Below are 23,050 nucleotides of genomic sequence, written 5' to 3'. Positions count from 1 at the left end.
GTGGATGGGTGCGACACTTTCCGGCATGACCTGCCGAACCGGAGGGGAGTGAGGCGTGGAGCTCCACCACGTCCGGGCCTTTCTCGCCGTCGCCGAAGAGCTGCACTTCGGGCGGGCGGCGCAACGCCTCCACATGGCGCAACCGCCCCTGAGCCGGACGATCAAGCAGCTCGAGCGCAGCCTCGGTAGCCCCCTCTTCGAACGGACCACGCGGACCGTGCGCCTCACCCTCCAGGGGGAGGCGCTCATCGGGCCCGCCCAGGAGATCGTCGGGGCCTTCGAGAAGGCCGAGCGTGCGGTGGCCCATGCCGGCGCCGGAGAGACCGGTCGGGTGCGGATGGGTTTCGCCGGGCCCTCGTCGCACGAGCCGATCGGCGCCCTCGCGCGCGCGATGCGGGGCGGGTACCCGGGGATCGAGCTGGAGCTCACGAGCTTCGTCTACGGCAGCGACGTGGTCGGCCAGCTCATGAGCCACGACCTGGACATGGCCATCGTGCGCTTCGCGTCGGGGCCGTCACCGGGCCTCGAGGCGCGCGTCGTGCAGCGTGAGCGGTTCGTCGTCGCCGTGCCGGAGGGGCACTGGCTCGGGGACCGTCACGACATCACCATGGATGACCTCGCCGACGAGCCCTGGGTGCTGCTCAACGCGGCGACGGGTTCGGTGGTCCGTGACGCCCTCTTCCAGCGGGCGCACCAGGCAGGGTTCATGCCCCGGGTCGTCCAGCAGGCCCCCGACAGCTGGACGATCATGGCGCTCGTGCGGGCCGGCGTGGGGATCACGTTGAGCATCGACAGCGCGTTCACCTCCCTCGACCCCCGGGGGATGCACATCATCCCGCTCGAGGGCGTGAACCCGTACACCCGCGCCAGCCTGGCCTGGCGCTCGGATGATCGCAGCCCGGCGTTGCGACGGGTCATCGAGATGTCGCAGCGGGTGTTTCCGAGCGAGGACCCGGCCGGGGACTGACCCGAGCCCGCTGGACCGCCACGACGAGCGCGACGAGGGAGACGAGGGCCATCGCTGCCGTGCCGAGATGGATGAGCAGCGGCTGGTCGAAGGGGAGCGAGAAGGCCACCCAGGCGTACCCGACGCACAGCCCGGTGAACCGGCCCATGTTGTGCACCCCCATCGACGTGCCCGACCGGCCCGGCACGTCGAGGAGCACGAGTGCGGCCATGCTCTGGATGGTGGCGATGCCGCAGCCGACGGCGAAGAGGACGGCGAGGAGCACGGGGAGGATCGTCACGTCCTCGCCGCGTGACTCGACGACGCCGAGGACGGGCGCGATGAGCGTGATGGAGAGCAGCCCACCGGCGAGGGTGCGTCGGGTGCCGAGGCGACCGGCCACCCGGCCGGCGATCGGCGCGAAGGTCGTCATGCCGAGCGCGAGGGCGAGCGTCGACACCCCGATGAGTCCCGGCCCGAGACCCAGCCTCGTCCCGAGGTAGACGGGCACGCTGACGATGGTGATGCCCATGGTGGCCATGCCTGTGGCGGCGCTCAGGGTGGCCACGGCGTACCCGGGGTCGCGCCCGACCGGACCGAGGACCGGTCGGCGGCGGCCGGGGCGCAGCACGACCGCGAGGACGAGCGCGCCGAGTGCGGTGACGGCGACCGACGGCCCGGCGTACCCCTGACCGATCGCCGTGAAGCCGACGGCAAGCAGACCGCCACCGACCGTCAGGACGACGAGGGCGCCCGTGTCCATGAGGACGGCGTCGCTCTCGACCGCGACCTCGGGGAGGGTGCGCACGAGGACGACGAGCACGACGATGACGACGAGAGCCACCGCTCCGAAGACCCAGCGCCACCCGAGCAGCTGCGCCACCGCCCCGCCGGTCGGCGGGCCGATGGCCTGGCCGACGCCGATCGCGGACGCCCAGGCCGCCATGGACCGTCGGCGGCTGAGCGGCCAGTGGCTGGCCAGCAGGTACTGGACGCACGCCGGGATGCCCGAGCAGGCGGCGCCCTGCACGCTGCGGGCGACGACGAGCATCGTGAGGTTCGTCGACACACCGGCGAGCACCTGGCCACCGACCATCAGGACGAGCGAGACGAAGAGGTAGGCCCGCGGGCCCATCCTGTCCGCGAGCCACCCGGCCGCCGGTGAGGTGAGTGCCATCACGACCGTGAAGGCGGAGACGGCGAGGACGACGCCGCGCCCGTCGGTCCCGATCGAGGCCGCGATCTCGTTGATCGGTGCCGACATGATCGTGCTCGAGATCGTCCCGAGCGAGGTCACCGAGAGCAGGCCGAGGTAGGCAGCGCGGCCGGGAGGGGACACGGCCCGCCCTTCGCCGCGACCGGCGCCGACCGCTCCCGATGTGTCGTCGGTCAACGCAGATACAGCCTCACCGTGTCGATCTCCTCGCGCAGCAGGCGCACGTCCTCGACGGTCGGGCGCGGAGTCTCCACGAGGTCGTCCCGGACGGCGAGCTCCCACCCGGTCCGCTGCCGGACCTCGTCGACGGTGACGCCCGGATGGACCTGCGAGAGCTCGAGCTCGACGGCGTCGGGATCGCGCCGAAGCACCCCGAGCGGGGTGATGACCGTCGTGACCCCACCTCCGGCGGGTCCGAGCGCACCGCTCTCGCGGCGGGCTCGTACCGGGCTGGGCGAGGTGCAGAAGTCGACCTCGGCCGGTAGGGATCCGAGGTCGTGCCGCCGAAGGACGACAAAGCACTCGCGGGCACTGGCGATGATGTCGTTGGCACCTCCGGATCCGGGGAGGCGGACCTGCGGCTGGTGCCAGTCGCCGATCACGGAGGTGTTGATGTTGCCCTCCCGGTCGACCTGGGCGGCACCGAGGAAGCCGACATCGACGTTGCCTCCCTGGAGGACGTAGCCGAAGAGTGCCTGCATCGAGAGCACCGCCTCGGCTCCGGAGACGAGGACGAAGTCGGCGATCCCCTCGGCCATCGCCTCCGGGTGGGCACCGCACACCCCGGACTCGTAGACGAGCTCGAGGTCGGCGTTGACGGTGCGCCGCGCGAGGTCGACCGCGAGGGTCGGCAGGCCCACCCCCGCGAAGATGCGCCGGGCGCCGGCGAGCTCCCGCGCGGCGACGACGGCGAGGAACTCGGTGCTCTCCGGTGGGACGTCCGAGAGCGGGTCGGTGGTGAGCGGGGTGCTCATGTCCCCCTCCTTCCGTAGTCGACGGGTTCGGACGGGCGGGGTGCGACATCGAGCCGGGCGAGTCGCTCGCGGCCCACGCCGTCGAGGTAGGCGCCATGACCGTCCGTGGCGATGATCCGGTCCTGCACCCAGGCGCGGATCGCCTCCCGGTCCCGGGAGATCGGCGTCCACTCGCGGTAGAAGGCGCTGTCCCGGTCGTAGTAGCCCTGCGCGTAGGAGGGGTGCGCGCCGTGGGGGACCTGGACGACGGCGTCGACGGCGTGGGCCGGCACGAGGGTGCGGTTGGGGTCGGAGCGCACGACCTCGGACGAGACGATCTCCTCGACGGTGACGATGACCCGCCCCGCGGCGTAGGCGGCCTCCTGCTGGGCCCCGGTGATGCCCCAGATCTGGGCGTTGCCGAACTCGTCCGCCCGCTGCGCGTGGATGATCGTCACGTCGGGGTTGAGAGCCGGGACGACGTAGACGTCGCCGTCGCCGTAGGGGCTCGGGACGGTGCGGATGCGCTCGTTGACCTGCGGGAGGTCACTCCCGACGTACGAGCGCAGCGGGAAGAACGGCAGCCGGGAGGCACCGGCCTGGTAGCGGCAGTACATGCCGTAGTGGCTGTACTCCTCGACCTCGAGTGGCGCGGGGTCGTGCTGCTCGATCCGGCGCCGGATCTCGTAGAGGGATCCTGCGGACCCGGAGGCGAAGAAGGAGGCCACGAGCCGGGTGACGCATCCTGCCGCAAGCATCTGGTCGCAGAGGATGTCGGGGGTCATCCGGCACAGGGTGAGGTCTCGCCGCTCCTGACGGATGATCTCGTGCGCGGCAGCGAAGGGGATGAGGTGACCGAAGCCCTCGAGCGCGACCACCATCCCGTCGTGCACGTGCGTGGCGACGGCCTCCCGGAGGGTCGTGACCTTCGTCGTGCGCCCGCTCACACCCCCACCGCCTCGGGGCTCGAGGACGCCAGGCCTCCAGCGGTGCGGCCGCTCGGCGGACGCAGTCGCACGACCACGACCAGGGCGAGCGCGACGACGAGACCGGCGATGGTCGTCGTGGTCTCCGGCAGGAGCAGGCACAGGCCGGCGGCGATGGCGACACCCCTGCCGATGAGGCCGAGGGGCCGCTCGACGACGGGCATCCAGGCCTCGAAACCCGAGGCCATGACGAAGACGCCGATGATCGACAGCCCCAGCGCGAGAGCGACGCGGGGGAGCGAGTCCTGCGCCACGAGTGCAGGGTTGAGCGCGAAGCAGAAGGGGATGATGTACTTCACGGCCCCCAGCCGCATCGCGGTGAAACCGGTGGCCATCGGTGGAGACTTGGCGATGCCTGCTGCCGCGAAGGCCGCGAGGGCCACCGGGGGCGTGATGTAGGAGGCGGCAGCCCAGTAGATGACGAAGAGGTGCGCTGCCACCGGGTTCACGTCGAGGGCGATGAGCGCTGGTGCCATGACGATGGCGAGGAAGACATAGACGGCGGAGACCGTCATGCCCATGCCGAGGACGAAGGAGGTCACGGCTCCGGCGATGAGGATGAGCAGGACGTTGTCGCCGACGGCCGTGACGAGCTCACGGGCCAGGGAGAGGGAGACCCCCGACATCGACAGGCCGCCCACGATGAGACCCACGCCGGCGATGATGCCGGTGATCTCGGCGATGGCCCGCCCCGAGGCGACGACGATGTCGCGCAGTCCGCGGATGGTCAGGCGGTCGGTCCGCCGGGCGAAGGCGATGACGAGCATCACGGCCACGGTGACGAAGGGGGCCTGCGCCTCGTCACGCCGCACGACGAGCAGGAAGGTCAGCAGGGCGATGGCGAAGATGTACGGCCAGCCGGCGACGAGTGTCGGCACGATCCGGGGGAGGAGGTGCTTGGCCTCGCCACGCAGGCCGCGCCGTGCGGCGTAGGCGTCGACCTGGACGAAGATCCCGAGGTAGTAGAGGAAGGCCGGGATGGCCGCGGCGATCGCCACCTCGGAGTACGGGATGCCGAGGAAGGAGACCATGAGGAAGGCGGCGGTACCCATGATCGGCGGGGTGATCGATCCGCCGGCCGCTGCCGTCGCCTCGATGCCTCCCGCATAGGTGCCCGGGTAGCCGGCACGCTTCATCGCGGGGATGGTCATCGGCCCGGTGGTGAGGACATTGGACACGGCACTGCCCGACATCATGCCCATCCCGGCCGACGAGGTCACGGCGACCTTGGCGGAGCCACCACGGGCACGCCCGAAGGCGGCCCGGGCGACGTCGACGAAGAAACCGGCGCCTCCGGTGCGTTGCAGCGCGACGCCGAAGACGAGGAAGCCGACGAGGATCACGGCGGCCGTCTGGAGCGGGAGCCCGAGGATCGAGTCGACGCCCAGGGCGTGGCGCTGGGCGGCGGCGTTGGAGTCGTACTGGATGCCCTGGAGGACGGGGAAGGGGATGGACGCCGAGACCATGGGGTAGAGCGAGAAGAGCAGGGCGATGACCGTCACGATGGGTCCGGCGGTCCTGCGCAGGGCCTCGAGGACGACCGCCCAGAAGAGGTAGCTGAGGACCAGGATGTGCAGCGGCGACTCGACGTCCCAGCCGAGGTTGACGATGTCCTTGGCGCGCAGCGCGAGATAGAGGCACAGTGCGGCGGTGCCCACCACGAGCAGTGCGTCCCACCACGGCACGGAGAAGGTGCCTTCGTCGGTGGCGGCGTCGGGTTCGACGTGGTCGGGTGCCGCCTCCTCCTCGATGACCGCCGCGCTCTTCGTCGGCTTGCGCCAGCGGTAGAAGATGAAGACCTGGGAGAGGAAGCAGGCGAGGACGACGTAGAGGAACTGGTTGGTGAGCATCGTCGGGCCGAAGGGGTTCCAGAGGAAGACCTGGCTGAGGACGACGGCGATCCCGGCGAGCGTCATCAGGAGCGAGATGCTTCGCCACAGGCGGGGACGCGGTGACATGATCCCGTCCCGGGACGGCGTGAGGGTGGGGGACTCAGACATCGTTGTCCTCCTTCCACCGCGACCAGGCGGCCGCGATCTCTCGGGTGTCGGTGAGGTTCGTGGTGACGGACTTCCAGCCCGCGCGGAGCTGGCGCTCGCGCTCGAGGAGGGTCTCCTGCCTCTTCTGGGACGTGGCGGTCCACAGGTCCCGTTCCTCGAGCACGCGGACGAGACCCTCGTGGAAGGGAACCTGCTGCGGCTCGGTGATCGCCGACTCGGGCGACCAGTCCTTCGCCGTCCGGGTGGCGTCCTTGTATCCGTCGTAGGAGTCGAGGATCGCGGTGACGAATTCGCGCACGGTCTCCACCTCCGTCTGGGCGTAGGTGATGATCGGCACGGCATAGATGTAGCCCACGTCCGTGTGGCCCTCGGCCTGGCCGGGGGCGCCGGTGAACTCGCCGAGCATCAGCGAGGGACTGAGGTCGTCGATGGCCTTCTCCAGGGCGGCGTCATCCCGACGCATCTCGATCCACCGCAGCTTCGTGGCGCTCTCGAGCTCGAAGAGCGAGGAGCCGTAGACCTGCTGGAAGAGGATGTCGATCTTGCCCGCCTTGAGTCCGTCCGCCTGCTCGCCGTAGGAGATCGGGACCATCTCGACATCGGACTCGGTCAGCCCGGCAGCGGTGAGGGCGACGATGATCTTCGTGTTCACCGACGGGTTGGCGGTGATGCGTGGGATCTTCTTGCCCCGCAGGTCCTCCAGGGTGCGGATGCCGGTGTCCTCGCGGGTGAGTAGGCCGTGCGGGGCCGTGGGTGCCCAGACGACCCGGGTGGGCTGCGGCCCCCAGGCCTTGGAGGCGAACTCGTGATCGGCCTCGAAGGCGAAGATGTAGTCGTCGCCGGTGCGGGAGAACGTCGCCTGCCCCTCCCGGACCGGGGAGATGCGTCCGATGGCCGTGTCCGAGGTCATGATCCGCGTGCGGATGCCACTGACGTCGGTGATCGCGCTGGCCACGGCCGCCATGTCCGCGTAGGTCGAGGTGCCCGTCCCATAGGTCGTCACGACCGCCATCGTCAGCTTGCCGTCGACGTAGGCGGCGCCCTTGTTCGTCCCGCACCCGGTCAGGGCGAGGAGGGTTCCTGTTGCGGTCAGCCCGAGGAGGTCTCTTCTCCGCACGGCGTCTCCCTTCGTCCGTGGTCGTCGTCGACCACTGGCCGTCGTCGGTGACGGCCGTTGACTGTCAGCGTGCCGCGAGGAACTCGGGGAAATCCAATACTTCTTCGCCGTCCCGCTGTTGTCGAATCCGTATTAGTCGTCGGCCGATAGATACCAAAACTGGTCTTAGGCTCGCGGCATCGGCGCAGACCTGGAGGTCAGAGATGGTGGACGAGATCACGCTCGGTCAGTTGTGGGAGATGCTCACGCTGACCGAGGAGGGCAGCGACGAGGGTGGGCGCACCTGGAGCGCGCCGGACCAGCCGGTGCCCGACGACCGGGTCTTCGGTGGGCTGCTCCTCGCCCAGGCCGTCGTCGCCGCCGGGCAGGACCTGCCCGCGGGGTTCACCCCCGTGACGATGCACGCGGACTTCCTCGCCGGCGTGCCGACCGGTGGTCGTGGCACCTGGCGGGTCGTCGCCCTCGGTGACGCGCCGGGCCTCGTGAGTCGCCGCGCCACACTCCACGACGAGGACGGCACCCCCCTGTTCTCCGCGACGGTGCGACTGGGGCGCGAGCGGAGCGACCTGCCGTCGTACACGTCAGTGCGACCGCGCGAGGTCGTCGGTCCGGAGTCGCTCGTCGACCTCTCGGTCCGCTATGCGGGGGACGAGCGGATCCCGCCGTGGTGGCGGATCCGCCGCCCCGTGGACCTGCGTCACGTCGAGGCCCCGACCTTTCTCGAGCCCGCGCCCGAGCGCCGGACGGAGCAGAGCCTGTGGTGGCGGGCGCGGGGCGAGGTCATCGGCGACCCACTCCGCACCGCTGCCGTCATCGCCTACGTCTCGGACATGAGCCTCGTCGAGCCGGCCTTCCGCCGCACCGGCACCTCGCGTCACGCACCCGGCAGCCGCATCCTCAGCCTGACCCATTCGATCGTCTACCACTCGCTCCCCGACCTCACCGACTGGCTGCAGATGGATGTCTCGGTCCCGACGTTGGCCCACGGGCGCGGTCACGGAGTCGGCGAGGTCTTCGCCGGAGGGCGCCACGTCGCCTCGCTCGCCCAGCTGGCTCTCGTCAAGCTTGCCTGACCTCCCCGTCCCATTCGAGTAGATCAATACTTAAGCAGCATTGGTCTCATATCCAAGTCGCGCTTGATGATCTCAATAGGTCTCGGCAGGATCGTGGTCATGACAGAGCAGTTGCCCCTCGGGGTCACCGTCGCCGATCTGCCCCTCGAGGGGGTGCGGGTCGTCGCGCTCGAGCAGGCGGTCGCCGCACCGCTCGCCACGCGACACCTCGCAGACCTCGGTGCCGAGGTGGTCAAGATCGAGCGGCTCGGTGAGGGGGACTTCGCCAGGGCCTACGACGCCTCGGTCAACGGGATCGCCTCGCACTTCGTCTGGCTCAACCGGGGCAAGGAGTCCATCGCCCTCGACCTGAAGTCCGAGGAGGGTCGCGAGCTCGTCCTGCGCCTCCTCGACGACGCCGACGTGTTCGTCCAGAACCTCGCCCCCGGCGCTGCCGACCGCCTGGGTCTCGACCCGGAGACGCTGACCGCCCGCAACCCCCGGCTCGTCGTGGTCGGTCTCACCGGGTACGGGACGAGCGGGCCCCACCGCGACCGGAAGGCCTACGACATGCTCGTCCAGGCCGAGTCCGGCCTGGTCTCGATCACCGGCACCGCTCGCGACGCGGCGAAGACGGGCATCCCCACCGCCGACATCGCCTCCGGCATGTACATCCTCTCGTCGGTCCTCTCGGCGCTCTTCCGTCGTGAGCGCACCGGCCGGGGTGCGGTCATCGACGTCTCGATGTTCGATGCCACGGTCGAATGGCTCGGCCACCCGATGTACGTCCAGCTGTACGAGGGGCGCCAGATCCCGCGGATGGGCCTGAGTCACGCGGCGATCGCCCCCTACGACGCCTACCCGACGATCGACGGCCAGGTGCTCATCGGCATCCAGAACGACCGTGGCTGGCAACTGCTCTGCCACGAGGTCTTCGCTGACGCGGCACTCGCGCAGGATCCCCGCTTCGTCACCAACGTCGATCGGGTGGCCCACCGCGTCGAGCTCGACTCCGCCGTCGCCGAGCGCAGCCGGAGGATGACCACGGCCGAGCTCGAGCGCGCCCTGGGCGCCACCGGGGTCGCCGCCGCCCAGGTCAATGACATGGCCGGCCTCATCGAGCACCCGCAGCTCCACGAGCGGGACCGATGGCGGGAGGTGGGCACCGAGGCCGGCCCCGTCCGTGCCCTCCTGCCGCCGATGAACTTCCGCGACGTCGAGCTCCCCATGGGTGACGTCCCGGGGCTCGGCGAGCACACCACCGGGCTGCTCGCGCGGCTCGGTCTCACCCCCGAGGAGATCGCGATGCTCAGGGAGCACCGCACCGTCCAGTGATGCCGGCTCGCCGGCACCGACCAGCACACCGCTCACCGCAGAGAAGAGGAACCGCTGATGGAGACTTCCGAGTTCGAGTCCATCCTCGACGCCGTCCGCACCTTCGTCGAGAAGGAGGTCGTCCCTGCTGAGGACGAGATCGAGGAGACCGACCAGATCCCGGAGCGCATCCGTGCCGCCGCCGCGGCGATGGGACTCTTCGGGTACGCCCTCCCCGAGGAGTACGGCGGCCTCGGCCTGACCATGTCCGAGGAGGTCCGGCTCGCGATGGTCGTCGGTCGCACCGCCCCGGCCTTCCGGTCGATGTTCGGCACGAACAACGGCATCGCCGGCCAGGTGCTCGTGAACTTCGGCACCGATGCGCAGAAGGAGAAGTACCTCCCGGGCCTCGCCGCCGGTGAGCTCATCGCCTCCTTCGCGCTCACCGAGCCGGACGCCGGCTCGGACCCCTCGGGCCTGCGCACCAAGGCGGTCAGGGACGCAGACGGGTACCGGATCAGTGGCCAGAAGCGCTACATCACCAACGCCCCGCAGGCTGACGTCTTCATGGTCTTCGCCCGCACCGGTGACGTCTCCGACGGCACGAAGGGCATCTCCGTCTTCGCCGTCGAGTCCGGTCTCGACGGCGTGTCCGTCGGCCCCGCGGACGCGAAGATGGGCCAGAAGGGCGCGCACACCGCCGAGGTCTTCTTCGACGACGTCCGCGTGGGCGAGCACGAGCTCATCGGCGGCATCGAGGGTGAGGGCTTCGCCGCGGCGATGCGTTCGCTCGCCAAGGGCCGCCTGCACATCGGCGCCCTGTGCGTCGGACTCGCGGAGCGACTCGTCGAGGAGTCCTTGGCTCACGCGACGACCCAGACCCAGGGTGGCGCTCCCATCGCCGACTTCCAGCTCGTCCAGGCGATGCTCGCCGACAGCAAGACCGAGGCCTATGCCGGTCGCGCGATGGTCCTCGAGGCGGCCCGCACCTACGACGACGGCAGCGACGTGCGGATGGCCCCCTCGTGCGCCAAGCTCTACTGCACCGAGATGGTCGACCGGGTCGCCGACCGGGCGGTCCAGGTCCACGGCGGTCTCGGATACATGCAGGAGGTCAAGGTCTCCCGCTTCTACCGGGACGCCCGCCTCTTCCGCCTCTACGAGGGCACGAGCGAGGTCCAGCGCACGATCATCGCCAAGCAGATGGTGCGTGGAGCCCGCCGATGACCCTCCCCGCCGAGGCGACCGGGGGCCTGCCGCTGGACGGCGTGCGTGTCCTCGAGCTCTCGAGCTATGTCGCCACCCCGCTGTGCGGTCTCACCCTCGCGCAGCTGGGCGCGGACGTGATCCGCGTCGAGCCCCCGGGGGGCGCCCCCGACCGGACCCGTCTGCCGATGGCCGACGGCGGCACGAGCTATTACTGGACGGGGCTGAACAAGGGCAAGCGGGCCATCGCCGTCGACCTGTCGACGGATCAGGGCCGGGAGGTCGTCTCCGACCTGGCCACGGCGGCCGATGTCGTCATCGCCAATGCCCCGTACTCCGGCGCGGTGACCGCGCAGGCGCTGCGCGAGCGCAACCCCGCCCTCGTGCACATCCGGCTCAGCGGCACGTGGACCGGTGCCCCCTCCGTCGACTACCTCGCGCAGGCGCGTGCCGGATTTCCGCAGGTCACCGGCCCGCAGGGCCACGCCGTGCCCGTCAACCACGTGCTGCCCGCCTGGGACGTCGCCGCCGGGCTGTACCTCGCCACCGGAGTCCTCGCCGCCCTGCACGGGCGAAGGGAGACCGGGCGGGGGAGCGGCATCACCCTCGCCCTCGAGGACGTCGCGCTCGCGACGGCCGGCAACCTCGGCGTCCTGTCGCAGGCCCAGTTCGAGCGGGTCGGACGGGCCGCCGACGGCAACCACGTCTACGGCACCTATGGGCGCGACTTCGAGCTGGCCGACGGGCACCGGATCATGCTGGTCGTCCTCACCACCCGGCACTGGCACTGCGTGCTCGAGGTCGCCGGGCTCGGCGAGGCGGTCGCCGGTCTGGAGCGGGCACTGGACATCGACCTCGATGACGAGCAGGTGCGCTACGCCCACCGCGAGGTCATCAGCGCGCTCCTCGAGCCGTGGTTCCGACGGCAGGACCTCGAGGGACTGACCGCCGCCCTCGACGGTCGCCGCATCCTGTGGTCGGCCTACCGCACCTTCGACGAGGCCGCCGAGCACCTCGGCGAGAACCCCCTCTTCGCCGAGGTGGACCAGCCCGGCATCGGGCGTCACCTCGCCCCTGGCTCTCCGCTCGTCTTCGACGAGCAGCGGCGCGCACCGCAGCGCGCCCCGCGCGTCGGCGAGCACACGGACGACGTCCTGGCCGAGCACCGGGACGAGGCCCACGACACCGCACAGGTGCAGTCGCGCATCCGCGACTCGCCCGACACCAACAGGAGGACAGCATGACTCTGCTCAAGGACAAGGTGGCCGTGATCACCGGCGGCGCGCAGGGCCTCGGTCTCGCGATGGCCGAGGAGTTCATCAGGGCGGGGGCCAAGGTCGTCATCGGCGATCTCGACGGTGCCCGCGCCGAGGCGGCGGCGGCCTCCCTCGAGGGTGACGCGCTCGGTCTGGCCTGCGACGTCGTCGAGTCGGACCAGGTGCAGGCGCTCATCGACGCGGCGCGGGCCGCCTGGGGCAGCCTCGACGTCTTCGTCAACAACGCCGGCATCACCCGTGACGCGACGATGCGCACCATGGACGAGGACGCCTTCGACCAGGTGATCTCCGTGCACCTCAAGGGGTGCTGGAACGGCACCCGACTCGCCTCCGCCGTGATGCGCGAGCAGAAGACCGGCACCATCGTCAACGTCTCCTCGCTGTCGGGGAAGGTCGGCATGGTCGGCCAGACGAACTACTCGGCCGCGAAGGCAGGCATCATCGGCATGTCCAAGGCAGCGGCCAAGGAGATGGCCCACCACGGGGTGCGGGTCAACGCGATCCAGCCCGGCCTGATCCGCTCGGCCATGACCGAGGCCATGCCCCAGAAGGCCTGGGACCAGAAGATGGTCGAGATCCCCATGCAGCGCGCCGGCGAACCCCGGGAGGTCGCCTCCGTCGCGCTCTTCCTCGCGAGCGACCTCTCGTCGTACATGACCGGGACGGTGCTCGAGGTCACCGGCGGTCGCTTCATGTGACCTCCGACCGGCCGTCACCCCCCTTCGTCATCCAGCCCACAGAGCACCAGGAGAAGACCATGCGAGACCCTCAGGACGTCGTCGTCTGCGCCCCCTACCGCACCGCCGTCGGTGCCTTCGGCGGATCCATGCGGCCGCTGCTGGCTGCCGAGATCGGTACCCAGCTCATGACCGGCCTCGTCGAGCGGACCGGTATCGACCCGGCGGCGATCGAGGACGTCATCCTCGGCCACTGCTACGCCAACAGTGAGGCGCCGGCCATCGGTCGCGTCGTCGCCCTCGACGCCGGCCTGCCGATCACGACCACCGGCATGCAGCTCGACCGCCGCTGCGGCTCCGGCCTCCAGGCGATCATCCAGGGCGTCATGCAGGTCATCACCGGCGCCAACAGCTGCGTCGTCGCGGGTGGCGTCGAGTCGATGAGCAATGCCGCCTTCTACTCCCTCGACATGCGATGGGGCGCGAAGGGCGCGGGCGTGCGGATGCACGACATGCTGGGCCGCGGCCGCGAGACCGCCGGCGGCGTCCACCATCCCGTGGCCGGCGGGATGATCGAGACCGCGGAGAACCTGCGCGCCCGGTACTCCATCTCACGTGAGGAGCAGGACGCCCTCGCCGCTCAGTCCCACCAGCGGGCAGGGGCGGCCCAGCGTGACGGTCTCCTGGCGGATGAGATCGTCCCGCTGCGGGTCCCCCAGCGCAAGGGTGAGGACCTCCTCGTCGACACCGACGAGCACATCCGGCACGACGCCTCGCGGGAGTCCCTCGCCCAGCTCCGCCCGATCATGGGCAGGACCGATCCGCACGCGACCGTCACCGCGGGCAATGCCTCCGGCCAGAACGATGCGGCCGCCTTCGCGGTCGTCGCCGACCGGGCCACGGCCGAGGCGCAGGGCCTGCGCCCGATGATGCGCCTGAAGTCGTGGGCCGTCGCGGGGGTCGAGCCGAAGGTCATGGGCATCGGGCCGGTGCCGGCCACCAAGAAGGCGCTCGACATCGCGGGCCTCACCCTGGCCGACCTCGACGTCATCGAGCTCAACGAGGCCTTCGCCGCGCAGGCACTCGCCGTGATGCGCGAGTGGAAGTTCACCGAGGCCGACCACGAGCGCACCAACGTCCACGGGTCCGGGATCTCGCTCGGTCACCCGGTGGGCGCCACCGGAGGACGGATGACCGGCGCGCTCGCCCGTGAGCTGCACCGCCGCGACGGGCGCTACGGCCTCGTGACGATGTGCATCGGCGGCGGACAAGGCCTGGCCGCGATCTTCGAGCGGGTGGGCGCATGAGCCCCCGGCAGATCGACAGCCTCGAGGAGCTGAAGTCCCTCGTCGGGCAGGAGGTCGGCACCTCGGAGTGGGTCGAGGTGACCCAGGCGCAGATCGACACCTTCGCTGACGCCACCGGCGACCACCAGTGGATCCACGTCGACGCCGAGCGGGCGAAGGAGGGCCCGTTCGGCCGCACGATCGCCCACGGGTTCCTCACGCTCTCGATGGTGCCGTCCTTCGGCGCGCAGCTCTTCACGCTCGAGTTCGGCGGGGCCCGTCTCAACTACGGGCTGGACAGCGTGCGCTTCACCAACCCCGTGCCCGTGGGTTCGCGGGTGCGGGCGACGGCCACCTTCGAGCAGGTCACCGACCTGCCCAAGGGGACTCAGATCATCACCCGCTATGTCATAGAGATCGAGGGTGTGGAGCGGCCGGCGGTCATCGCGCAGCAGATCACCCTCGTCACCGGCTGAGAGATAGGGAAACCAGCATGGAGGACCTCAACGCCGAAGAACGCGAGATCGTCAAGATCGTCCGCGCATTCGTTGACGAGAAGGTGCGGCCGACCGTCCGCGAGATCGAGCACGCCAACGAGTACCCGGAGTCCTTCATCGAGACGATGAAGGAGATCGGCATCTTTGGTCTGGCCATCGACGAGCCCTGGGGCCCGGGCAAGGTCAGCGCGCCCTGCTACGTCCTCGTCACCGAGGAGCTGTCGCGCGGCTGGATGAGTCTCGCGGGAGCGATGGGCGGCCACACCGTCGTCGCCAAGCTCCTCCAGGACTACGGGACCCAGGAGCAGAAGGACCACTACCTGCCGCGCATGGCGACCGGCGAGGTGCGGGCCACGATGGCTCTCACCGAGCCGGGTGGGGGCTCCGACCTCCAGGCGATGCGCACGCTCGCCCGCCATGACGGCGACGACCTCGTCGTCAACGGCAGCAAGACGTGGATCTCCAACGCCCGGAAGTCCTCGCTCATCGCCCTGCTGTGCAAGACCGACCCGGACGCGGAGCCGGCCCACCACGGGATCTCCATCGTCCTCGTCGACAAGGAGCAGCTCGGCGGCGACCCGGATGGTGGGGGAGGGCTCACCGTCTCGCGGGATCTGCCGAAGCTCGGCTACAAGGGCGTCGAGTCGTGCGAGCTCGTCTTCGAGGACATGCGCATCAGCAGTACCCAGGTTCTCGGCGGTGCCGAGGGGGCCGGTTTCGCCCAGATGATGCGTGGGCTCGAGGTCGGACGGCTGCAGGTGGCCGCGCGTGCTCTCGGCGTCGGCCGGGCAGCTCTCGAGGACGCCCTGCAGTACGCGCAGGACCGGGAGTCCTTCGGGAAGCCGATCTGGAAGCACCAGAGCATCGGCAACTACCTCGCCGACATGGTCACCAAGCTCACCGCGGCACGCCAGCTGACGCTCCACGCCGCGCGAACGTACGACAGCGGGAGGCGTTCGGACATGGAGGCCGGCATGGCCAAGCTCTTCGCCTCCGAGGTCGGCATGGAGATCGCGCTCGATGCGGTCCGGATCCACGGTGGGTACGGATACTCGGCGGAGTTCGACGTCGAGCGATACTTCCGCGATGCCCCGCTGATGATCGTCGGCGAGGGGACCAACGAGATCCAGCGCAACGTCATCGCCTCGCAGCTCGTCCGCCGCAACTCGGTGACGCCGTGACCACGACGCCCTCCTTCGAGGACGTCCCCGCGACCGACCGCTCAGAGGTCACCGCCCTCCTCGACCCCGGGCCCGCTGTTGCTCTCGCGGGCCTGCTCGATCTCGAGCACGAGGTCGTCTCCGACGGCACGCTGCCCCCGCTCTGGCACTGGGTGTACCTCCTCGAGAGGCCTCCGGCCTCCCGGATCGGCGCGGACGGGCACCCGGTGACCGGGGTGCCCGCACCGCCGGGGAAGGGCCTGAAGCGGATGTTCGCCGGAGGACGGGTCGACACCCTTCGCCCTGTGCGCCTGTCCACCGAGGCGCGGCGACGGACCTGGGTCACCGGTGAGCGTGTCGTCGAGGGGAGGTCGGGGACCCTACGATTCGTCTCCGTCCGCACCGAGGTCTCACAGGACGGCCAGGTCGCGATCCGTGAGGACAACGACATCGTCTACCGGCGGGCGGGGTCCCCCACCCTCGTGCCCGTCGGTTCTCTCGCTGCGCCGCCCCCGCCCGTCGACGGGCCCGCGGTGCGACTGGTGGCCGACGAGGTGGCGCTCATGCGCTTCTCGGCGCTGACGTACAACGCCCACCGGATCCACTACGACCCCGGGTGGTGCGGCGTCGAGGGCTACGACGGTCTCGTCGTCCACGGGCCGCTCCAGGCCCTCCTCATGGGCGAGCACGTCCGGCGCCATGGTGGGGGGCTCCTCGGGCGCCGCTTCGACTACCGGCTCGTCGGTCCCGCCGTCGGTACCCAGGTCCTCACGGCTGTCGCCGATCCCGGGGGGACGAAGGGGGAGCTGGCGCTCCTCGACGTCCACGGCCGGACGACCGCGACGGCCAGTCACTCGGCGGTGGAGCCCGTGGTGTGATGAGGATGGCGAGGTGTGTGGGACGTGGCGACACGCCGCGGACGGCCTGAAGACGACGATGAGGGACCGATGGTGAGGGATAGGGAGACCGCGATGCTCGAGGTGCGTGACGAGGTGCTCTTGGATGTCGGTGAGGGGGTCGCGACGATCACCCTCAATCGGCCTTCACGCAAGAACGCCATGACGACCGCGTCGTGGGCGCGCCTGGGTGAGGTCGTGCGTGAGGTCCGTGAGGATCCCGTGGTTCGGGCGGTGGTCCTCACGGGTGCGGGTGGGGAGTTCTGCGCCGGGGCCGACCTGGGAGGACCTCCCGACCCCCGTCATCCGTTGACGCGGATGGGTGACTTCTCGGATCTTGCGGTCGCGCTGTACGAGATGCCCAAGCCGGTCGTCGCGCGGGTCGATGGGGTCGCGGTTGGTGCGGGGTGCAATCTCGCGCTCGGGTGCGACCTCGTGGTCGCGACGCCGCGGTCGCGCTTCTCCCAGATCTTCGTCCGGCGCGGGTTGTCACTGGACTTCGGTGGGTCCTGGCTGTTGCCGCGGATCGTCGGGCTCCAGCAGGCCAAGCGGTTGGCGCTGCTGGGTGAGGTCATCGACGCGGCGGAGGCCGAGCGCATCGGCATGGTCACCTGGGTGCGTCCCGGGGAGGAGATCGATGTCTTCGTCGATGATCTCGCGGCTCGTCTGGCTGCCGGCCCGCCCACGGCCATGGCCCTGAACAAGAGCATGCTCCACGAGGGGAGCAACCACGGGCTGCGTGAGGCGCTGGACTCCGAGGCGCGCTCCCAGCTGATCAACTTCGCCACCGATGCCCCCGCTGCCATGCAGGCCTTCCTCGACAAGACGGACCCCGTCTTCGAGGGCCGCTGGCAGCTGTGACCACACGACCCAGGAGAGACACGTGCCCAAGATCAGTACCCGATTCACCGAGGCCTTCGGCGTCGAGCACCCCATCGTCCAGGGCGGCATGCAGTGGGTGGGCCGCGCCGAGCTCGTGGCGGCCGTGGCCAATTCCGGTGCTCTTGGCATGATCACCGCGTTGACGCAGCCGACACCCGAGGACCTGGCGGCGGAGATCGCACGCACCCGGGAGCTGACCGACAAGCCCTTCGGTGTGAACCTGACGATCCTTCCGGCGATCAACCCGCCGCCCTATGCCGAGTACCGGCAGGCGATCGTCGAGGGTGGTGTGCGGATCGTCGAGACCGCCGGCAACCTGCCGGTCGAGCACGTCGAGGCGCTGCGGCCGGCGGGGGTGAAGATCATCCACAAGTGCACGAGCGTCAGGCACGCGCTGAAGGCGCAGTCGATCGGTGTCGATGCGGTGAGCATCGACGGCTTCGAGTGCGCCGGCCACCCGGGTGAGGACGATGTCTCCGGTCTCATCCTCATCCCCCGGGCCGCGGACGAGCTGACCATTCCCTTCATCGCCTCAGGAGGGCTCGGGGACGCGCGCGGGCTGGTCGCCGCCCTCGCGCTGGGCGCCGACGGGATCAACATGGGCACTCGCTTCATGTGCACCGTCGAGGCGCCCATCCACGAGGACGTCAAGCAGGCCATCGTCGCCGCCTCAGAGCTCGACACCGAGCTGATCTTCCGGCCGCTGCGCAACACCGCGCGTGTGGCCAGCAACGCCGTCAGCCGGGAGGTCGTGGCCCAGCTCTCCCAGGGCGCAGCCTTCGAGGACGTGCGCCACCTCGTCGCCGGCCAGCGCGGCAAGGGTGTCTACGAGACCGGCGACCTCGACGCGGGGATCTGGAGCGTCGGTCAGGTCCAGGGCCTGATCAACGACATCCCGACCGTCGCCGAGCTCGTCGGACGCACCATCACCGCAGCCGTCGAGACCATCGACTCCCGCCTCAGCGGCCTCGTCACGCACTGAGCGGCATCCAGCCGATGAGTGATGCCGGGCGGGCGCCGCAACCGACGAAGGGCACGGATGGGATGAGCCGGACCGACCCGCCCCCCGCGGGTGATGGGGCCACGACGGTGACCGACGTCGTGGCGGCCCGCACCCTCCTCTTCGTGCCGGGCAACCGGCCGGAGCGGTACGCCAAGGCGGCCGCCTCTGGAGCCGACGTGATCGTGGTCGACCTCGAGGACGCCGTCGCGCCGGGTGAGAAGGACCTCGCCCGGGAATCGGCGCTGCGGTGGTTCGCTGACGGACACCCCGGGATCGTCCGGGTCAACGCCGTCGGCACGCCCTGGCACGCCGATGATCTCGACGCGCTCGCCGAGGTCGTCGACGTGCTCTTCCTGCCGAAGGCCGACTCGGCGGGCGAGGTGGCCGGCGTGGCTTCCCGCCTGCGTCCCGCAGGTGGCGTCCTGGCACTCGTCGAGACGGCGGCAGGGGTGCTTTCCGCACCTCGGGTCGCGGCACTACCCGGGGTCTGTCGGCTCGCCTTCGGCAACTTCGACTTTGCGGCGCAGCTCGGCATCCACCGGGACGACCACTGGGCGCTCGCGCCGATGCGCACCGCCGTCGTCGTCGCCTCTGCTGCAGCTGGTCTGCCCGCCCCGGTCGACGGTGTCAGTGGGGCGATCGACGACCAGGAGGTCATCGCGGCCGATGCCGCACACTCGGCGCGCCTCGGTTTCGGCGGCAAGCTGTGCATCCACCCTCGCCAGGTCGGGACAGTCGGCGACGGCTTCCTGCCGAGCGAGGATGACGTGGCGTGGGCAGGCCGAGTCCTCGAGGTCGTGGCCGATGCCGGGCCGGGTGCCGCCACCCTCGACGGCGCGATGATCGACAGGCCCGTGGTCGACCGGGCCCGACGCATCGTCGAGATGTCCCGCCGGCGGCCATGACCGTGGGCTCCGAGGCGGGGCGGACTCTGGTCCGCATCGCCGTCACGGGGGAGCCGGGGGGGTCGGATCAGGCGAAGCCCGACCCGCCTTCGCTCTTGCCGAACCTCACCAGACGACTGTCGGCCACGGCGGCCGTGCGATTGATCACCGCCGCCTTGTAGTCCTCGTCGGTGATCATCTCGAAGAAGGCTGCGGCGCTCGGGTACTCGGCGATGAAGCCGGCGTCCCAGCGCTCCTCGGACGGTCCGGTCAACGTCACCTGGGGCCGCCCGCGCCAGATGATGTGTCCGCCGACCCGCTGCAGGACGGGCCCGCTGGTCCTGCCGTACTCACGATAGGCATCGGCCCCGCTCCACCCCTTCCCGGCGTTCTCGTGATCTGCCGGGTAGCTCGCCGTGTCCCGGTACCGGACCAGGTTGAGCATCTGGATGGGCTCGTCCCGCGGGAGCGACTTGAACTGCTCGAAGGCGTCCCTGCTCGGATCGATGTGGCCCTCGGTCATGATCGCGCCTCCTGAGTGTGTCGCTGAACGGCTGTCGCTGTGCCACCAGGGCGAGTCATCCGAGGATCGTGACGTCGCCGTGGTCGGTGAGGCGCGTGGCGAGCTCGGAGAGGTGTGAGCGGCGGTCGCCCCAGGTGTGGGTGATGGTGGTCAGGCGGGCGGTGAGGTGGCCGACGGGGTGCTCGGCGGTGACGCCGATGCCGCCGTGCATCTGGATGGCTTCGTGTCCGACGAGTCGTGCGGCGGAGTCGACGACCACGCGTGCGCGCAGGATGGCGTCGAGGTCGAGCGGGTGCTCGTCGGCGACCATCGCGGCGTACAGCGCGGCGCTGCGGGCGAGCTCGAGCTGGGCGTACATGTCGGCGGCTCGGTGGCTGAGTGACTGGAAGGCGGCCAGCGGTCGACCGAACTGGGTCCGCGTCTTGAGGTACTCCGTCGTCAGGTCCAGGGCTTCTTCCATCGCGCCGACGGCCTCGGCGCACAGGACCACGCCGCCGAGGGCCAGTGCCTCGCGAAGCGCCTGCTCGGCCTGTTCGCCGTTCGCGAGGAGGGTCGCCGGGGTGGCGTCGAGCACGACCTGCTCGGACGTCGCATCAGGGGAGTCGAGCAGGAAGATGCCGGTTCCCGAGTCGGTCGCGGCGCTGACGATGAGGTGGGTGGCGTCCGGGGCGTAGCGCACCGGTGCCTTGGTACCGGTGAGGGTCCACGCTCCGTCCGAGCCGGTGGCGGTGACGTCGGTCGGGGTGGGGGACCAGGCGCGAAGGGGTTCGGCCAGGGCAGGGATCGGGAGGATCCCCCCTTCGGTCAGACCGCCGAGGATCTGCTGGCGCAGCTCGGTCGAGCCGAGCGCTTGGACCAGGGCGCCGGCGACCACGGTCTCGGCGAGCGGGACCTGGGTGCGGGCGCGGCCGATCTCGGTTGCGGCGGCGGCGAGGTCGGTGATGCCGGCACCGATGCCACCGTCCTCCTCGGACCAGGCCAGGCCGGGCACGCCGGTCTCGACGAGGCTCTTCCACAGCCTCTCGTCGTGGGCGCTCGGAGCCGCCGAGTCGCCGCGCTCGGCGGCGGGGGAGCCGTGGCGGCGCAGGGTGCCGCGCACGGCCTCGGCGAGTGACTGCTGCTCGTCGGTGGGGGTGAAGTCCATGGGTCAGCCCTTCAGTCCGAGGATGGTCGCCGCGACGATGCCGCGCTGGACCTCGCTGGATCCGCCGTAGATCGTCGCCTTGCGGTAGTTGAGGTAGGACGGGAGGCTGTGCGCGGCCCAGTCGGGGACCGACTCCAGCGCATCCCACACCGATGCCATGGGGCCGCTGATGTCGACGGCGAGCTCGAGGACCTCCTGCTGCAGCTCGGAGCCGCACAGCTTCAGGATCGAGGAGGCCGGGTTGGGGCGCCCGTCCTCGGAGCCTCCGGACACCCGCACGACGGTCAGCTCGATCGCCATCAGGCGCGCCTCCAGCTCGACGAAGCGCGCAGCGGTGGCCGGGTCGTCCAACAGGCTCCCCTCGCCGAGGCGCACCTGCTGCGCGTGCTCCTTCAGCTCGGCCAGCCATCGCTTGATCAGGCCGGTGTTCGCCACGCCGACGCGCTCGTTGCCCAGGAGGAACTTCGCGTAGTCCCAGCCGCGGTTCTCCTCGCCGACGAGTTGCTCGGCCGGGACACGGACCTCGTCGAAGAAGACCTCGTTGACCTCGACGCCACCATCGAGGGTGCGGATCGGTCGTACGGTCACGCCCTCGCTGCGCATGTCGAGCAGCAGGAAGGAGATCCCGGCCTGCTTCTTGGGTGCGTCCGGGTCGGTGCGCACCAGCGCGAACATCCAGTCGGCGTGCTGGCCCAGGGTGGTCCACGTCTTCTGCCCGTTGACCACGTACTCATCGCCCTCGCGCACCGCGCTCGTGCGCAGCGAGGCCAGATCGGAGCCGGCGCCCGGCTCGGAGAAGCCCTGACACCACCAGATCTCGGCGGTCGCCGTCTTCGGCAGGAACCGCTGCTTGAGCTCCTCGGACCCGAAGGTCGCGATCACCGGTCCGACCATCGAGGTGTTGAAGGGCAACGGCGGTGGCACCGCGGCCGCCTGGAGCTCACTGTTCCAGATGTGCTTCTGCAGGTCGGTCCAGTCCTGACCACCCCACTGCGTCGGCCACCCCGGGACAGCCAGCCCCGCCTCGGCCAGCGTCGCCTGACTCCGGCGGATGTCCTCGGGAGTCAGCTGTCCCCCGGCCGCCACCTTCTCCCGCAGGTCCGCAGGAAACTCTGTCGTGAAGTACTCCCGCATCCGTTGCTGGAACGCGGCATCGTCCGATGAGAGGCGCAAGTGCATGAGGGCCAACCTAGCCGGGGAGGCGGCCCCTGAACACCCGTCCAGTGGGACCGGATCGCGATGCCGCGGATCAGGCTGGCCCCCGGGGAGCCGGACCCGCAGCCAGGTAGTGCCGAGCCAGGAAGTAGGCGGCGAGGGCGTCGAGCAGGTGCCAGATGCCGTGCCCTTGGATGATCGAGCCCGGTGAGCACCAGGCCGATCCGTCCTTGGCGAGGTTCCACACCGTGAACGCCAGTAGGAGCGTGCCCACCGACGCTGCTCCCCAGGGCCACTCGGTCCACCCCCGACGGACCATCACGAGCTCGAGGGCGATGGTGGTCAGCAGCAGTGCCGCGAAGGCCGCATTGCCGGGGTGCATGATCACCGGCAGCGAGATCGGGAGGGCCCCGATCGCCTCGCACACGACCACGAGGACGACGAAGAGCCACCCGCCGTGCCGGGTGGTCAGCCACCCTGCGCGCACGAGCGCGTAGGCGGCCGTGAACGAGGCCAACAGGTACATGCTCAGCAGGTCGAGGTGGCCGCCGACAGCGGTCTCGGTGGCGTGCATCGCTGCGCTGCCCGGCCCGAGCAGCGCCACCACGACCGCGAAGGAGGTCATGGCCGTGCGCGGACCCGTCGTCGACCTGCTCGTCCGCAGCGCGATGGCCAGTGCGGCCACGGTGAAGCCCAGGTTGCTCGCGGCGTTGACGGGCTGCTTGATCACGCCGGAGCGAGTGGCCTCGCAGAACCCCGCACCCCGCCCCACCGGTGCTCCCAGCCACCCCTGCCAGGCAGCCAGCACCAGCACCGCCCACGCCACGAGGCTGACGGCCGCGACGCAGGTCACCGGGTGCCGAGACATCCTCGTCG

22 protein-coding genes are annotated in these 23,050 nt (G+C 70.4%); 13 read left to right on the top strand and 9 right to left on the bottom strand.

Annotated features, from left to right (window positions below; translation table 11 throughout):
- Nucleotides 1-55 precede the first annotated feature (55 nt).
- Nucleotides 56-967, top strand: coding sequence for a LysR family transcriptional regulator (locus tag ACR9E9_RS01020; RefSeq protein WP_435200791.1), 912 nt, complete (start codon nt 56-58; stop codon nt 965-967).
- Here the strand turns inward: ACR9E9_RS01020 and ACR9E9_RS01015 are convergent.
- Genes ACR9E9_RS01015 through ACR9E9_RS00995 form a run of 5 tightly spaced genes read right to left on the bottom strand, consistent with a single transcriptional unit; the run spans nt 915 to nt 7,218 of the window.
- The gene (locus ACR9E9_RS01015) at nt 915-2,339 is read right to left on the bottom strand and encodes an MFS transporter (protein ID WP_435200789.1); all 1,425 of its coding nucleotides are present in this window, start codon (nt 2,337-2,339) and stop codon (nt 915-917) included. The two genes, ACR9E9_RS01020 and ACR9E9_RS01015, sit on opposite strands and share 53 nt — an antisense overlap.
- Entirely contained in the window at nt 2,336-3,136 is an 801-nt protein-coding gene (locus ACR9E9_RS01010) for a CoA-transferase subunit beta (RefSeq protein ID WP_435200787.1), read from the bottom strand. Before ACR9E9_RS01010 ends, ACR9E9_RS01015 begins: the two co-directional genes overlap by 4 nt.
- Nucleotides 3,133-4,062 (bottom strand): CoA transferase subunit A, encoded by a 930-nt coding sequence (locus ACR9E9_RS01005; protein ID WP_435200785.1) that lies wholly within the window; start codon nt 4,060-4,062, stop codon nt 3,133-3,135. Before ACR9E9_RS01005 ends, ACR9E9_RS01010 begins: the two co-directional genes overlap by 4 nt.
- Entirely contained in the window at nt 4,059-6,101 is a 2,043-nt protein-coding gene (locus ACR9E9_RS01000; protein WP_435200783.1) for a TRAP transporter permease, read from the bottom strand. Before ACR9E9_RS01000 ends, ACR9E9_RS01005 begins: the two co-directional genes overlap by 4 nt.
- Entirely contained in the window at nt 6,094-7,218 is a 1,125-nt protein-coding gene (locus tag ACR9E9_RS00995; RefSeq protein ID WP_435200781.1) for a TAXI family TRAP transporter solute-binding subunit, read from the bottom strand. Before ACR9E9_RS00995 ends, ACR9E9_RS01000 begins: the two co-directional genes overlap by 8 nt.
- 206 nt (nt 7,219-7,424) lie before the next feature.
- Between ACR9E9_RS00995 and ACR9E9_RS00990 the strand changes: the two genes are divergently transcribed.
- The 12 genes from ACR9E9_RS00990 to ACR9E9_RS00935 all read left to right on the top strand — a co-directional run bounded on the left by ACR9E9_RS00990 (nt 7,425) and on the right by ACR9E9_RS00935 (nt 19,373).
- The gene (locus ACR9E9_RS00990) at nt 7,425-8,291 is read left to right on the top strand and encodes an acyl-CoA thioesterase (protein WP_435200779.1); all 867 of its coding nucleotides are present in this window, start codon (nt 7,425-7,427) and stop codon (nt 8,289-8,291) included.
- Nucleotides 8,292-8,390: 99 nt separating this feature from the next.
- Nucleotides 8,391-9,605 (top strand): CaiB/BaiF CoA transferase family protein, encoded by a 1,215-nt coding sequence (locus ACR9E9_RS00985; RefSeq protein WP_435200777.1) that lies wholly within the window; start codon nt 8,391-8,393, stop codon nt 9,603-9,605.
- 57 nt (nt 9,606-9,662) lie between these two features.
- A complete protein-coding gene (locus ACR9E9_RS00980) occupies nt 9,663-10,811 on the top strand; it encodes an acyl-CoA dehydrogenase family protein (RefSeq protein WP_435200775.1) in 1,149 nt (382 codons plus the stop codon).
- A complete protein-coding gene (locus ACR9E9_RS00975; RefSeq protein WP_435200773.1) occupies nt 10,808-12,034 on the top strand; it encodes a CoA transferase in 1,227 nt (408 codons plus the stop codon). Before ACR9E9_RS00980 ends, ACR9E9_RS00975 begins: the two co-directional genes overlap by 4 nt.
- Nucleotides 12,031-12,765: a 3-oxoacyl-ACP reductase FabG gene (gene fabG / locus ACR9E9_RS00970; protein WP_435200771.1), complete on the top strand. Its 735-nt coding sequence runs from the start codon at nt 12,031-12,033 to the stop codon at nt 12,763-12,765. Before ACR9E9_RS00975 ends, fabG begins: the two co-directional genes overlap by 4 nt.
- Before the next feature lie 59 nt (nt 12,766-12,824).
- The gene (locus ACR9E9_RS00965) at nt 12,825-14,051 is read left to right on the top strand and encodes an acetyl-CoA C-acetyltransferase (protein WP_435200769.1); all 1,227 of its coding nucleotides are present in this window, start codon (nt 12,825-12,827) and stop codon (nt 14,049-14,051) included.
- Entirely contained in the window at nt 14,048-14,506 is a 459-nt protein-coding gene (locus ACR9E9_RS00960) for a MaoC family dehydratase (protein ID WP_435200767.1), read from the top strand. Before ACR9E9_RS00965 ends, ACR9E9_RS00960 begins: the two co-directional genes overlap by 4 nt.
- Nucleotides 14,507-14,523: 17 nt before the next feature.
- Nucleotides 14,524-15,708 (top strand): acyl-CoA dehydrogenase family protein, encoded by a 1,185-nt coding sequence (locus tag ACR9E9_RS00955; protein WP_435200765.1) that lies wholly within the window; start codon nt 14,524-14,526, stop codon nt 15,706-15,708.
- Nucleotides 15,705-16,565: a mesaconyl-C4 CoA hydratase gene (locus ACR9E9_RS00950; RefSeq protein ID WP_435200763.1), complete on the top strand. Its 861-nt coding sequence runs from the start codon at nt 15,705-15,707 to the stop codon at nt 16,563-16,565. Before ACR9E9_RS00955 ends, ACR9E9_RS00950 begins: the two co-directional genes overlap by 4 nt.
- A 93-nt stretch (nt 16,566-16,658) precedes the next feature.
- A complete protein-coding gene (locus ACR9E9_RS00945) occupies nt 16,659-17,444 on the top strand; it encodes an enoyl-CoA hydratase/isomerase family protein (protein ID WP_435200761.1) in 786 nt (261 codons plus the stop codon).
- Between the two features lie 22 nt (nt 17,445-17,466).
- A complete protein-coding gene (locus tag ACR9E9_RS00940) occupies nt 17,467-18,447 on the top strand; it encodes an NAD(P)H-dependent flavin oxidoreductase (RefSeq protein WP_435200759.1) in 981 nt (326 codons plus the stop codon).
- A gap of 62 nt (nt 18,448-18,509) precedes the next feature.
- Nucleotides 18,510-19,373: an HpcH/HpaI aldolase/citrate lyase family protein gene (locus ACR9E9_RS00935; RefSeq protein ID WP_435200757.1), complete on the top strand. Its 864-nt coding sequence runs from the start codon at nt 18,510-18,512 to the stop codon at nt 19,371-19,373.
- A gap of 67 nt (nt 19,374-19,440) precedes the next feature.
- Here the strand turns inward: ACR9E9_RS00935 and ACR9E9_RS00930 are convergent, their stop codons facing one another.
- From ACR9E9_RS00930 to ACR9E9_RS00915, 4 genes are all read right to left on the bottom strand, one after another.
- Nucleotides 19,441-19,875: a DUF1330 domain-containing protein gene (locus ACR9E9_RS00930; RefSeq protein ID WP_435200755.1), complete on the bottom strand. Its 435-nt coding sequence runs from the start codon at nt 19,873-19,875 to the stop codon at nt 19,441-19,443.
- 55 nt (nt 19,876-19,930) lie between these two features.
- Nucleotides 19,931-21,019 carry an acyl-CoA dehydrogenase family protein gene (locus ACR9E9_RS00925; protein ID WP_435200753.1) on the bottom strand — a complete coding sequence of 363 codons (1,089 nt, stop codon included), beginning with the start codon at nt 21,017-21,019 and terminating at the stop codon, nt 19,931-19,933.
- A gap of 3 nt (nt 21,020-21,022) precedes the next feature.
- Entirely contained in the window at nt 21,023-22,198 is a 1,176-nt protein-coding gene (locus ACR9E9_RS00920) for an acyl-CoA dehydrogenase family protein (protein ID WP_435200751.1), read from the bottom strand.
- Between the two features lie 70 nt (nt 22,199-22,268).
- A complete protein-coding gene (locus ACR9E9_RS00915; RefSeq protein WP_435200749.1) occupies nt 22,269-23,027 on the bottom strand; it encodes a ceramidase domain-containing protein in 759 nt (252 codons plus the stop codon).
- Between the last annotated feature and the right edge of the window lie 23 nt (nt 23,028-23,050).

Source organism: Janibacter sp. GS2 (genome assembly GCF_051200835.1).
In the GTDB taxonomy this organism is placed as follows: Bacteria; Actinomycetota; Actinomycetes; order Actinomycetales; family Dermatophilaceae; genus Janibacter.
Note: the sequence above shows the minus strand (reverse complement) of the source record. Positions and strands in the feature narration are given on the sequence as shown.

What these genes read in the sequence shown, in the direction of transcription:
- ACR9E9_RS01010 (WP_435200787.1), bottom strand. Translation starts at nt 3,136, where the DNA reads ATGAGCACCCCGCTCACCACCGACCCGCTCTCGGACGTCCCACCGGAG.
- ACR9E9_RS01000 (WP_435200783.1), bottom strand. Translation starts at nt 6,101, where the DNA reads ATGTCTGAGTCCCCCACCCTCACGCCGTCCCGGGACGGGATCATGTCA.
- ACR9E9_RS00985 (WP_435200777.1), top strand. Translation starts at nt 8,391, where the DNA reads ATGACAGAGCAGTTGCCCCTCGGGGTCACCGTCGCCGATCTGCCCCTC.
- ACR9E9_RS00980 (WP_435200775.1), top strand. Translation starts at nt 9,663, where the DNA reads ATGGAGACTTCCGAGTTCGAGTCCATCCTCGACGCCGTCCGCACCTTC.
- ACR9E9_RS00975 (WP_435200773.1), top strand. Translation starts at nt 10,808, where the DNA reads ATGACCCTCCCCGCCGAGGCGACCGGGGGCCTGCCGCTGGACGGCGTG.
- fabG (WP_435200771.1), top strand. Translation starts at nt 12,031, where the DNA reads ATGACTCTGCTCAAGGACAAGGTGGCCGTGATCACCGGCGGCGCGCAG.
- ACR9E9_RS00965 (WP_435200769.1), top strand. Translation starts at nt 12,825, where the DNA reads ATGCGAGACCCTCAGGACGTCGTCGTCTGCGCCCCCTACCGCACCGCC.
- ACR9E9_RS00960 (WP_435200767.1), top strand. Translation starts at nt 14,048, where the DNA reads ATGAGCCCCCGGCAGATCGACAGCCTCGAGGAGCTGAAGTCCCTCGTC.
- ACR9E9_RS00955 (WP_435200765.1), top strand. Translation starts at nt 14,524, where the DNA reads ATGGAGGACCTCAACGCCGAAGAACGCGAGATCGTCAAGATCGTCCGC.
- ACR9E9_RS00945 (WP_435200761.1), top strand. Translation starts at nt 16,659, where the DNA reads ATGCTCGAGGTGCGTGACGAGGTGCTCTTGGATGTCGGTGAGGGGGTC.
- ACR9E9_RS00935 (WP_435200757.1), top strand. Translation starts at nt 18,510, where the DNA reads ATGAGCCGGACCGACCCGCCCCCCGCGGGTGATGGGGCCACGACGGTG.
- ACR9E9_RS00930 (WP_435200755.1), bottom strand. Translation starts at nt 19,875, where the DNA reads ATGACCGAGGGCCACATCGATCCGAGCAGGGACGCCTTCGAGCAGTTC.
- ACR9E9_RS00925 (WP_435200753.1), bottom strand. Translation starts at nt 21,019, where the DNA reads ATGGACTTCACCCCCACCGACGAGCAGCAGTCACTCGCCGAGGCCGTG.
- ACR9E9_RS00920 (WP_435200751.1), bottom strand. Translation starts at nt 22,198, where the DNA reads ATGCACTTGCGCCTCTCATCGGACGATGCCGCGTTCCAGCAACGGATG.